The sequence below is a fragment of the Acidimicrobiales bacterium genome (genome assembly GCA_016794585.1).
Taxonomy (GTDB): domain Bacteria; phylum Actinomycetota; class Acidimicrobiia; order Acidimicrobiales; family DATDAH01; genus JAEUJM01.
This window is the reverse complement of the sequence record JAEUJM010000020.1, coordinates 1-11,038: the sequence shown is the minus strand read 5'-3', so window position 1 is coordinate 11,038 and position 11,038 is coordinate 1. Positions and strand designations below refer to the sequence as shown.

14 protein-coding genes are annotated in these 11,038 nt (G+C 72.6%); 1 reads left to right on the top strand and 13 read right to left on the bottom strand.

Going from position 1 to position 11,038, the window contains the following annotated elements:
• Positions 1 to 63: 63 nt before the first annotated feature.
• The 3 genes from JNK12_11910 to JNK12_11900 form a co-directional block, all read right to left on the bottom strand.
• The gene (locus JNK12_11910) at positions 64 to 585 is read right to left on the bottom strand and encodes a gamma carbonic anhydrase family protein (protein ID MBL8776637.1); all 522 of its coding nucleotides are present in this window, start codon (positions 583 to 585) and stop codon (positions 64 to 66) included.
• Positions 586 to 592: 7 nt separating this feature from the next.
• Positions 593 to 997, bottom strand: coding sequence for a flavin reductase family protein (locus tag JNK12_11905; protein ID MBL8776636.1), 405 nt, complete (start codon positions 995 to 997; stop codon positions 593 to 595).
• 155 nt (positions 998 to 1,152) lie between these two features.
• A complete protein-coding gene (locus tag JNK12_11900; protein ID MBL8776635.1) occupies positions 1,153 to 1,923 on the bottom strand; it encodes an MBL fold metallo-hydrolase in 771 nt (256 codons plus the stop codon).
• A 170-nt stretch (positions 1,924 to 2,093) separates the two neighbouring features.
• On the opposite strand from JNK12_11900, the gene JNK12_11895 reads away from it, so the two are divergent.
• On the top strand, positions 2,094 to 2,960 hold the full coding sequence (locus tag JNK12_11895; protein ID MBL8776634.1) for an alpha/beta hydrolase: 867 nt from the start codon (positions 2,094 to 2,096) through the stop codon (positions 2,958 to 2,960).
• Between the two features lie 99 nt (positions 2,961 to 3,059).
• Here the strand turns inward: JNK12_11895 and JNK12_11890 are convergent, their stop codons facing one another.
• The 10 genes from JNK12_11890 to JNK12_11845 form a co-directional block, all read right to left on the bottom strand.
• Positions 3,060 to 3,983: a ferritin-like domain-containing protein gene (locus JNK12_11890; protein MBL8776633.1), complete on the bottom strand. Its 924-nt coding sequence runs from the start codon at positions 3,981 to 3,983 to the stop codon at positions 3,060 to 3,062.
• Between the two features lie 27 nt (positions 3,984 to 4,010).
• The gene (locus tag JNK12_11885) at positions 4,011 to 4,739 is read right to left on the bottom strand and encodes a ferritin-like domain-containing protein (protein MBL8776632.1); all 729 of its coding nucleotides are present in this window, start codon (positions 4,737 to 4,739) and stop codon (positions 4,011 to 4,013) included.
• A gap of 123 nt (positions 4,740 to 4,862) precedes the next feature.
• Positions 4,863 to 5,327 carry a cupredoxin family copper-binding protein gene (locus JNK12_11880; GenBank protein MBL8776631.1) on the bottom strand — a complete coding sequence of 155 codons (465 nt, stop codon included), beginning with the start codon at positions 5,325 to 5,327 and terminating at the stop codon, positions 4,863 to 4,865.
• Positions 5,328 to 5,383: 56 nt separating this feature from the next.
• Complete coding sequence (locus JNK12_11875; GenBank protein ID MBL8776630.1) at positions 5,384 to 6,283, bottom strand: anti-sigma factor; 900 nt, start codon at positions 6,281 to 6,283, stop codon at positions 5,384 to 5,386.
• Positions 6,280 to 6,858, bottom strand: coding sequence for a sigma-70 family RNA polymerase sigma factor (locus JNK12_11870; protein MBL8776629.1), 579 nt, complete (start codon positions 6,856 to 6,858; stop codon positions 6,280 to 6,282). The genes JNK12_11875 and JNK12_11870 overlap by 4 nt, the downstream gene beginning before the upstream one ends.
• Positions 6,859 to 6,918: 60 nt before the next feature.
• Complete coding sequence (locus tag JNK12_11865) at positions 6,919 to 7,797, bottom strand: A/G-specific adenine glycosylase (GenBank protein MBL8776628.1); 879 nt, start codon at positions 7,795 to 7,797, stop codon at positions 6,919 to 6,921.
• On the bottom strand, positions 7,779 to 8,579 hold the full coding sequence (locus JNK12_11860) for a methyltransferase domain-containing protein (protein MBL8776627.1): 801 nt from the start codon (positions 8,577 to 8,579) through the stop codon (positions 7,779 to 7,781). Before JNK12_11860 ends, JNK12_11865 begins: the two co-directional genes overlap by 19 nt.
• A complete protein-coding gene (locus JNK12_11855; GenBank protein ID MBL8776626.1) occupies positions 8,576 to 9,325 on the bottom strand; it encodes an SGNH/GDSL hydrolase family protein in 750 nt (249 codons plus the stop codon). The genes JNK12_11860 and JNK12_11855 overlap by 4 nt, the downstream gene beginning before the upstream one ends.
• A gap of 83 nt (positions 9,326 to 9,408) precedes the next feature.
• Positions 9,409 to 9,927 carry a MaoC family dehydratase gene (locus tag JNK12_11850; GenBank protein ID MBL8776625.1) on the bottom strand — a complete coding sequence of 173 codons (519 nt, stop codon included), beginning with the start codon at positions 9,925 to 9,927 and terminating at the stop codon, positions 9,409 to 9,411.
• Positions 9,928 to 10,045: 118 nt separating this feature from the next.
• The coding region (locus JNK12_11845) for a radical SAM protein (GenBank protein MBL8776624.1) at positions 10,046 to 11,038 on the bottom strand (993 nt) is incomplete at its 5' end.

The following is an 11,038-nucleotide window of genomic DNA, read 5'->3' as shown; positions in this document are numbered from 1 at the left end:
GCCGCGAGGTCGGGCGTTCGTCGCAGGGGCCGGCTGTCACCGCGCCAGGCTACGGCGCGGCGCTCACCGCGACAGCAGACGTTGTTCGTCCCGGTAGCGCCGGGCCCGCTCGACGTAGAGCGCGACCGCCTCGTCGAAGTTCCCCGGAGGGACCGAGTCGAGGCGCATCTTGGCGGGCACCCCGAGGGCCATGGCGAAGGCCGGCACCTCGACGTCGGCCGACACGACCGCGTTGGCGCCGACGAGGCCACCGCTGCGCACGACGGCGCGGTGCAGCACCACCGATCCCGACCCGACGAGACAGCGATCCTCGATGGTGCAGCCCTCGAGGTGGGCGTTGTGGCCGACGACGCAGTCCGCCCCGATCACGGTGTCGTGCTGCGCGGTGGCGTGCACGATGGTGCCGTCCTGCACCGAAGTGCGGGCGCCCACCACGATCCACCCGTCATCGCCCCGCAGGACCGCGGTGGGCCAGATGGACGCGTCGGCCCCCAGGCGGACCTTGCCGATGACGACGGCGTCCGGGTGGACGTAGGCATCGGGGTGGATCTCGGGCTCGTCGGCTCCGAGCGCGTAGACGGGCACCGGCGGATCAGGGGGTGAAGCGCCCGTAGCCGCCCCGGTAGAAGATGAGGGGCAACCCCTCGTTGGCGGCATCGAGCTCGAGCACCCGGCCGATGACCACGAAGTGGTCGCCCTCGTCGTGGACCCGCTCGATGGTGCAGTCGATGAAGCCGAGGACGTCAGCGAGGACCGGCGAGCCCGACGCCCCGGGGCGGTACCCGACCCCGGCGAACTTGTCCTCGCTCTTGCTGGCCATCACCCGACAGACGTCTTCTTGCTCGGACGACAAGATGTTGGCGCAGAACCCGCCGGACGCCTCGATCAGCGGCCAGCTCGACGACGACTTCTGGGGGCAGAACAGGACCAGCGGCGGGTCGAGGGAGACCGAGGAGAACGACCCGATGGCCATGCCCACGGGTGCGCCCTCGTGCATGCCCGTGATCACCGTGACCCCCGTGGGGAAGTGGCCCAGGACGTTGCGGTAGTGGGCACCGTCGATGCCCCCGGTGTCCGAGCTGGTGGGGTTGGTCACGCTGGCTCCTCTCAGATGGTCGGCGCCCGACCTTAGTGAGGAATGAGGGTCGGCCCTCAGCGACGAGCGGTGACCGGTGATCCCAGCGAGACGGTGAGGCCTTCCTGGGCGCAGATCACCTCGTCCAGACGGGCGGCGTCGTCGAGCCCGCGGGCGTACGCGGTGAGCTCGTCGAGGGCACCGTCGTGGTGGGCGGGATCGTGGTGGAACAGCACCAGGCGCCGGGCCCCGGCCTCGGCGGCGACGTGGACGGCGTAGTCGATGGTGCAGTGGCCCCAGTGGGCCTTCTCGGTGAACTCCTCGCGGGTGAACTGCGAGTCGTGGATGAGCAGGTCCACGCCCTCGCACAGCTCGAGCACCGAGTCGGCGACCGCGAAGCTGCCGTCGAGGGGCTGCTGGTGGTCGCTGACGTACGCCACACTCGCGCCCTCCCACTCGATGCGATAGCCGTTGGTGAGGCCCACGTGGGGCACCTGACGGGCGCGCACCTTGGCGTCGCCGACCGCGAAGTCCTCGTCGACCACGTCGTGGAAGGTGACGCCCCCCGCCAGGTCGGCGATGCCGACCGGGAAGTACGGCGGGCGCATGAACGTGTCGAACGCCGCCTCGAGGGCGAGGCCGGGCTGCGAGGGCCCGTAGATGTCCAGGTGGGCATCCGCCCGATGCAGGGGCGTGAAGAACGGCAACCCCTGGACGTGGTCCCAATGGAGGTGGGTGACGAGGGCCGCGGCCCGGAAGGGCGCGTCACGCTCGAAGGTCTCGCCCCAGAAGCGCAGACCGGTGCCCAGGTCGAGGACGATGGGGTCGCCGCCGGGCGTCTCGACCACGACGCAGGCGGTGTTGCCGCCGTAGCGCTGGTTCGCAGCGCACGGGCACGGCGTCGAGCCGCGGACTCCGAAGAACGTGACGTTGAGCAGCGCTTCCCCCCTTCCTCGGACGGAGAGCCTAACGAAGCCGACCACCCGTCGGGGCGCAGGGCGCGTGCCAAGCTCGCGACGTGGACCATCACACCGTCACCGTCCGCGGCACCGAGTTGGCCTTCCTCGAGGCCGGCGAGGGACCACTCGCCCTCTGCCTGCACGGCTTCCCCGACACCGCGCACACCTGGCGCCACCTCCTCCCCCGCTTGGCCGAGGCCGGCTTCCGGGCCGTGGCGCCGTTCAACCGCGGGTACGCACCGTCGGCGGTCCCGACCGACGGCTTCTTCCAGTCCGGGGCGCTCGCGGCCGACGCCAACGCACTGCACGACGCGTTGGGCGCTGACGGCGACGCCGTGGTCATCGGGCACGACTGGGGTGCCCTCGCCACCTACGGCGCCGCAGGAGCCGCGCCGGACCGCTGGCGACGAGCCGTCGCCCTCGCCGTCCCCCCGACCGTCGCCATGGGCACGGCGATGTTCACCTACGCCCAGCTCCGGCGGTCCTGGTACATGTTCTGCTTCCAGCACGGCCTGGCCGATCTGCTCGTGGCCCAGGACGACCTCGCCTTCTTGGACCACCTGTGGTCCGACTGGTCACCCGGCTACGACGCCAGCGAGGACCTCCTGCACGTGAAGGCCGCCCTCCGTGAGCCGGCCAACCTCGCCGCGGCCCTCGGCACGTACCGGGCCACCCTGGGCGACGGCCCTCAGTCACCTGACCTGGCCGGCGAGCAGACCGCCTGCGGCGCCGTCCCCCCGCAGCCCACCCTGTACCTGCACGGATCCACGGACGGTTGCATGGGCGTCGAGGTCGCCAGGGCGGCCGCCCCGGCCTTCGACCTCGACGGCTACCGCCACGAGGTGATCGAGGGCGTCGGCCACTTCCTGCACCTGGAGGCACCCGACGAGGTGAACGGCCGCATCCTGGCCTTCCTGACGAGCTGACCAGGCGGGTTGGCAGGCCAGGGCGGGCCGGGCGCGGCGGCGCCCCGCCCCTTTGAGGGGACGGGGCGCCGTGACGTCGTGTGGCCCGCTCGGGCGCCGTCAGCCGACCGTGGTCGTGGTCGCCCCCGCCACCGTGGTCGTGGTGGACCCGCCCGCCACCGTCGTGGTGGTCGAGTCGCCGGCCGTGGTCGTGGTGGTGTCGCCGTCGGCGGCCGCATCAGGGGCCCCGCCCTCGGCGCCCACGAAGGCATCCTCGGGGATCCGGTCCTCGACGGGCAGGAACGCGTCGGGCACCTGGTCCTCGTCCTGGAAGCCCCGGAGCACCGACATGTGCCGGGCCTCGACGCCGCCGATGCCCATGATGGCCTGGCGCAGCGTCGAGGTGGAGAGCTGCCCCGCCGCCCAGGCGTAGGTCTCGGCCGCCGCGGTCTCGAGGGTGAGGGCCAGCTGGATGACGCTGTCCTGATCGGTGAGGTCGGCGACCGCGGGGTCGATCACCGACTCCTGGAGGAAGCTGTTGGCCTCGGTGAACTCGGTGCCGCCCAGCTCGGTGGTGGTCGCCTTCAGGGCCCGGGCGTGGTCGTCGTGCTGGTCACGGAAGAGCACCGCAGCCTGCTCGACCTCGGGCGAGATGACGAGACCCGAGTCGATGGCGGCCTGATAGGTGTTGACCGCCAGGATCTCGAGCGATGTCGCCGTGCGCAGCAGGTCGAGGTCGAAGTCGGTCTCGGCCGGGTCGGCGGTGGTCGTGGTGGAGGCGACCGCGCCGCTCTCGGCCACGCTCGGCTCGCTGTCGCTGCCACAGGCGGCGAGGACCGCAGCGCCCAGGACGGTGGCGCCGCCGATCTTCAGGAAGCCTCGGCGTGACGGCACGCCGAGGAGCTGGGCCTTGGCCGACGCCGGCAGCTCGCCGTCGGTGCCGAAGATGCGCAGGAGCGCCTCTCGCCAGGGCGCCATGGCGGCGTCGTGCTCGACGCGGGACGCCCGGAGCTGGCGCCGGACCTCGTCTCGGGAGTGGTTCATCGGTCGCGTTCCTCTCGTCTCGGGCGGCTAGCTGTTGACCGGGTACTCGGTCGGGCTCAGCGCGCCCTCCTGACCCTGGAAGGTGGGGACGTACTCCTCGAGCTCCTGGCCGAGGGCCTGGCCGAGCACGACCGCGTGCTGGGACTCGATGGGCAGGATGGTGGCGACGGCGAGGGCCGCGTCACGGTCTTGGAGGATGCCCAGGCTGTAGAAGTAGGTCGCTGCCGCCCCGTTCTCGAGGTCCTGCGCGATCTGGAGGAGCGCGTCCTGATCGGTGGCCTCGGCGATCAGCGGCGCGAACACGTCGAGGACAGCCTGGTTGGCCTCGCCCGTGGCGTCCTGGCTGGCCACCCCGGCGAAGGCCGCCGCGTGCTCGTCGTGGTGCTCGCGGAAGATCTCGGCCACGTTCACCACGCCCCCGTCGAGGAGGCCCGTCTCGATGACCGCGGTGTAGGCCTCGACCGCGGCGAGCTCGACACTCTCGGCGAAGGCGGCGAGATCACCGTCGGAGAGGGTCTCCTGGGCCCATGCCGCCGGCATCAGCCGCGACATCGGCACGAGGGTGGACCCGATGGTCAGCGCCGCCCCACCCAGGCCGGCGTTGCGCAGGAACCGCCGACGGCTGCTGGCCAGGGTCCGGCTCGTCTCACCGAAGTGCACCTCGCGCAGGTCCTCGTGGATCGTGGCCATGGCCTCGTGGTGCTGGTCGTCGACGTCGGCGGCCAGTTGCCGCAACGCCCGCGTGGTGATCTCCACTGACGGCTCCTTGTTCGGTGGATCGGTGGTCGTTCCGCACCGATCTTGTCGTTCCGCGACCCCTCGACGCCAACGGGCCGCCGACGGGCGTGGTGCCCACCGGCGGCCCGACTGGTCGACCGGTCAGTCCGAGACGCTGACGGTACCCGTCATCTGCGGGTGGATGTTGCAGTGGTAGGCGAACTCGCCGGCCTCGTCGAAGGTCTGCTCGAAGGTGGCACCGCCGTCGAGGTTGCCCGAGTCGAACGAGTCGTCGTCGGCGGTGACGGTGTGCGCGAAGCCGTCCTCGTTGGTCCAGGTGACCGAGTCACCGACCGTGATGGAGATGGGGTCGGGGATGAAGGAGAAGTCCGAGATCACGGGCGCGGTGGCCTCGGCCGGCGTGTCCGACGCATCGGCGGCGGTGGTGTCGGTGGTGTCACCGCTGTCGCCGTAATCGGTGCCGCTGTCGGCCGCCGAGGTGGCGGTGGTGTCACCCGAGCTGGACTCGTCGCTGTCGCCGTCGCTGCCGCACGCGGCTGCGCCGAACACGAGCAGGCCTGCGAACGCCAGCGCGGAGAGGCGCGCTGCGGTGGATCGGTGCTCCATCTTTGTTTCCCCCGTTGTTGGTGTGGGACGTGCCGGTCGCCCACGATCATGCCCCTTCACGAGGTCGTCGTGCCGCCACCTTCACCGACGCGGAGGTCCCCGCTCACCAGCGGCGCCGACGTGGGCTGGTCCGCGCCCCCCTGCGCCTCGCTGGTGATGGCCAGGGCCGTCATCGGGTCCTCGACCTGGAAGGCCACGATGCCGGGGGCCGGCCCGAGGACGCCGAGGGACACGGCTTGCCGCTCGTCGAGGCCCCAGAGCTGATAGGTCGAGCCGGCGCCGGCATCGGGCAGGTTGCCCCCGAGGAGGTAGCCCGTGCCCTCTTCGGTGACCACGGCCCGCATGACGAGCTGGCCGTCGTCCGACGCGAGCCGCACGACCGTCGAGGTCGGGTCGGCGAGCGCGTCCCCGGCCGAACGCTGGTCCCGACCGGCCGCCACCTGAGCAGCCAGATCGTCGACCCGCTGCTGTTGATGGCGGAACGACAGCACACCGACGGCACCGACCAGCAGCACGCACGCCGCGGCGACCGCGGCGACGAAGGTGGCGGCGCCGGGCCGAGAGCGTCCGGTCCGGCCGCCGGCGGGGAACGCGGTCACCGCGGCGCCCGCGTCGGAGGCCTCGTCCGGTGGTGATGGTGCCCGTGGCGATGGTGACGACGACGTCGCGTCGAGGGAACTGGACGGGGCGGTCGACGCCCAGGGCGCGGGTCGCGCCGTCGACTGCTCGGGCTCGTCGAGGGAGGCGGCGATGCGGTCCCAGAGGCCGGCCGGGGCCGTCGCGCCGGCGTTGCCCAGCAGCGCCGCCACGGAACGGTGCTGCTCGACCTCGGCGCGGCACTGCGGGCACCCCGCCAGGTGCTCCTCGACGGCGACGGCCTCGTCGGCGTCGACCGCATCGAGGGCGTAGGCGCCCAGGAGCTCCCGGAGCTCGTCGTGGTTGGGTTGTCCGATCACGTCACCGCTCCGATCCCGAGCGCATCGAGTGAGCCCCGCAGGCGGCCCAGACCGCTGCGGATGCGGCTCTTGACCGTGCCCTCCGGTTCCCCCAGGATGCCCGCCACCTCCCGATAGGTGTAACCGCCGAAGTAGGCGAGGACGATGGCGGACCGCTGTTCCTCGGGCAGGTCGCGCAGTGCCCCGCTGATCCTCTCGGAGACCTCGAGGTCCCAGACCTCGCGCTCGAGGTCGTACCCGGCATCCACCGCGCGGCGAGCGTCGCGCTCCTCGCGACGACGGCGCGACTCCTCGGAGCGGATGACGTCGACCGACCGCCCGTGGGACTGGGCGAGCAGGAACGAGCGCAGGGACCCCCGGTCGGGGTCGAAGCGGTCGGGCTGGTTCCACAACCGCAGGAAGATCTCCTGGACGACCTCTTCCGCAGCGGCGTCGTCACCCAGCAGGCGGCGAGCGAGGCCGTGGACGGCGCCGCCGTGGCGCCGGTACGCCTCCGCGAGCGCCGCCTGCTCATAGCGGGCGATGGCGAACACGAGCGCCGCATCACCCATGTCCGCGAAGTCAACCGGTGCCATCGGCTGCTCTTCGGAGCCACCCGTCCCGCCGGATTGCCCCATTCGAACATTTCTTCCCCGTCAGGGCCCCAGCGAGAACCGGCGGCCCTCGACGACCACCATCCCCTCGGCCACCAGCCCGGCGGCGACGCGCTCGGCGCGGGCCTCGTCTCCGGGCCACCCCATGACCGCGGCGAGGTCGGCCGCGGCGACGGGGCCCTGCCGGAGGGCCTCGACGAGACGGCCCCGCCCCTGGCGGTCCGAGCCCTCGAAGCGCGACTGGCCGCCGCTCACCCCCGCGGAGCCGACCGCCGGGTCGGGCTCGGGCCGCCCGGCTTCCGCCCAGGCGCACCCGGCGGCCACCGGGCAGTCCGGACAGCTCGGGTTCCGGGGCGTGCAGCAGCCGGCCCCGAGGTCGAGCATCCCCTGGTTCCAGGCCCAGGCGGCGCCGGCCGGGAGCCAGGCGTCGGCGGCTGCCTGGACCTCGGCGGGACGCAGCGACCGGCCGGCGCGCCGGGCGAGCACCCGGGCGACGTTGGTGTCCACGATGGCGGCGTCCTGCTCGAAGGCGAAGGCCAGGACGGCCCGGGCCGTGTAGGGACCGACCCCGGGGAGTGCCAGCAATTCGGTGAGCGTGTCGGGCACCGCGCCCGCGTGCTGGGCGACGATCGCGGTGGCCGCCCGGTGCAGCTGTACGGCCCGGCGGTTGTAGCCCAGCCCGGCCCAGTGGGTGACGACCTCGCCCTGGCGCGCGGCGGCGCAGGCGGCGGGCGTGGGGAAACGCTCGAGGAAGGCGTGGTACTTCGGCACCACCCGAGCCACCTGGGTCTGCTGGAGCATCGCCTCGCTGACCAGCACCGCCCAGGGGTCCCGGGTGCGGCGCCACGGCAGGTCGCGATGGGCCTCGTCCGCCCACGCGAGCAGGGCGGCCTGGTCGGGGCTCAGGGCTGGCGCCGGCACCAGTACACGGCGGTTCGGTACGGAAAGCCGAACGTCGCCCGGCCGGCGAGGTCGGGATGGGTGACCGCGAGGGCGCGCACCCGGTCGAGGGCCGCCGCCCGGGTGTCGTCGGGCAGCGCCGACACGAAGCTGGTCGACGCCGCCCTCCGCACGAGCAGATCGGCGTCCACGGGCTGCTCCCAGGACACGGTGGCCCGTTCCACCGCGCCGAAGCGCCCGCTGGCCCCGATGACATCCGCCCAGTTCTGGCCTTCGTCGTAGGGCTTGCCCGTCTCCCGGAACGCGGCGCTCGACTCGTCCTCGGCGGCACCCTCGACGAGCAGCTCGCCGAACTGACGCACCCATTCGACCGACTCGTCCCGGACGTTCCAGACCAGGGCGAGGGCACCCCCGGGGCGCAGCACCCGGGCCAACTCGGCCAGCGCCGCCGCGGCGTCGAACCAGTGGAAGGCCTGGGCCACGACCGCCGCGTCCACGCCGGCGTCGGGCAGCGGGATGGCCTCGGCGGTGCCGTCCAGCACCTCGGCCTCGGGTGCGAGGTCGGCCAGCGTGGCCCGCATCGCGGCGACCGGCTCGACCGCCACCACCTCCGCCCCGCTCGGGACGAGCAGCCGGGTGAGCTTGCCGGTCCCCGCGGCGAGGTCGAGCACCCGCCGACCGGGGCCGAGCTCGAGCGCCTCCGCGAGGAGGTCGACCACCTCGGGTGGGTAGCCGGGGCGGGCGGCCTCGTAGTCATCCGCACCCCGTTCGAAGCCTCGGGCGGCGGCGTCGTGGACGGTCATCGGTCGGCCTCCTGGGCGCGTCGGGCAGCGTCGACCGCGGTGGCCCATCGGGCGTAGCCGGCGTCGCTCGGGTGGTAGTCGTCGGCGGCGAAGAGCTCGCCCGGATCCCGTCGGAACGCCGGGCCGGTCTCGCCGGCGATGTCGACGTAGGTGCGTCCCGGCGCGGCGGCGAGATCGGCGATCACGGCGTCGATCGTGCCACCCCGCACGCCCGCGACGAAGCGCAGCGGCTGGGCGAAACGCGGGGTCGACCCCATGTCCGGCACGCCGAGCAGCACGACGTCGACGCCGTCGGGCAGGGCGGCCAGCACCTGCTCGTAGCGGTCACGGAAGTCCCCGGCGCGGGTGAGGTGGACGGTGTCGTTGGCGCCGACGCTGACGTAGACCGTGTCGGCGTCAACGGGGACGTCGTCGACCTGATCGGCCAGCACATCGTCCACCCTGGCTCCCGACACCGCCAGGACGGTCAGGTCGACCGGGTGGTCGGCGAGACCCGCAACCTGGCGGGGCAGGGCCTCGTCGGGAGCGGACGCGCCGACGCCGGCGGCGGTCGAGTCACCCAGCCAGACCACCCGCTCGACCCGTCCGTCGCGGGCGCCGCCCACCCGACCGTCGAGGTCGTAGGGCTCGCGGTCCGAGAGGTCGACCCCCCGGCGGGCAAGGAGCACCTCGCCGCCGAGCACCACGATGGAGGCGGCGACGAGGACACCGACCCCGACGGCCACCCGCGCCGCGATCCGGCCCACCCGCCGGGGGGAACCCGCGCGCGTGGACCGATCGGAGCTCGCCCTCTCCGCTCCCGCCGGCGCGGCCGGTTCGGCGTCGGGGCTCAGCCCTCGGACCAGATGCTCTCGTCGTACGGGCGCTGCCGCGGCGTCGCCGCGTCGCGCTTCCACACCATCACCTTGCGGCGGAAGTAGCAGACCTCCTCGCCGCGCTGGTTGATGCCCTTGGTCTCGACCGTGACCACGCCGCGGTCGTTCTTCGAGCTCGACTCCCGGACGTCGAGCACCTTGGTCTCGGCGTAGATGGTGTCGCCGTGGTACGTCGGTCGCTTGTGGGTCAGGGACTCGACCTCGAGGTTGGCGATGGCCGATCCGCTGACGTCGGGCACGCTCATGCCGAGCACCAGCGAGTACACGAGGTTGCCCACGACGAGGTTCTTGCCGTGGACGCTCTCGTGCTCGGCGAACCAGGCGTTGGTGTGCACCGGGTGGTGGTTCATGGTGATCATGCAGAACAGGTGGTCGTCGTACTCGGTGATGGTCTTGCCGGGCCAGTGCTTGTAGATGTCACCGACCTCGAAGTCCTCGAGGTACCGGCCGAAGGGGCGCTCGTACGTGGTCACAGGGGGCCTTTCTCGCAGTCCGCGTGGTCCCCTCGTTGTAGCCGCGGCTCACGGGGCGGGGCGAGGCGGGGCGAGGCGGGTGGGCGCAGCGGCGGGGTGGACCGGCGTGGCGGCGCGCTCAGTCGAGGCGCTCGACCACGAGCTCGACGTGGGTCAGCCAGCCGTCGGGCTTCCGGCGGGCGACGAGCGTGCTGCGGAACCGGGACGAGCCGTAGGTGGTCTCGGTCCTCGCCATGTCGTCCGACCCGGCGCCCGCGTGCATCTCGGACCGCTCGCCGTAGGCGGCCGTCATCGCCTCGTCGAGCGCTTCGAGCGACCGGCCCACCAGGGCATCGACGGGCACCTGGGCCAGGGCCGCCATCGCCGGCGACACGGCGGCGATGCGCTCGTCGCTCCCCAGCGCGATGGTGCTCTCGGGCAGGTCACCTGGGCCCCAACCGGCGGCGGCGGCGAGCTGCGCGTCGTCGAGCACCTGCGAGCTGATCCGGGGGAAGCCCAGCACGGGGTTCAGCAGCCCACCCTCGACGACCCGCTTGTACTGGTCGTCGAAGACCCAGCCGTTGCGACCGAGCTGCGGGCGCACCGTCTCGGCGAAGCGATCGAACGTCGCCCGCAGGTCGGTCCAGTCGTCCATGGCCTCGAGGCTGCACTCCAGGGGCACCTGGACGACGCAGACCTGTACGTCGACGTCGAGGCGGTCGCCGAGCAGGAGCAGGTCCCCGAGCTCGTGGTAGTTCTGCGGCATCAGGCAGTGGTAGATCGACAGCGGCGTGCCCCTCGTACGGCAGCTCGCCACGAAGCGCTCGAGGTTGGCGAAGACGGTGGCGTGGTCCGCCCCGACCCGCACCGACTCGTAGGTCTCCTTCGTGTAGCCGTCGATCGACACGTTGATCTCGCACCGCAGCGTCGACAGCACCCGCTCCACCCGGGCGCTCCACTGCGTCCCGTTCGTGGTGATCCGACACGGCAGGTCGGGGTTGAGCTCGGCGATCATGTCCCAGATCCGGTAGTACTCCGGCACCAGGAACGGCTCACCCCCCGTGAACGACACCTCCTGCAGGTTCGGGATGATGGCCTCGAGATCGCTGAAGAAGCTCTCGCCGTAGACCTT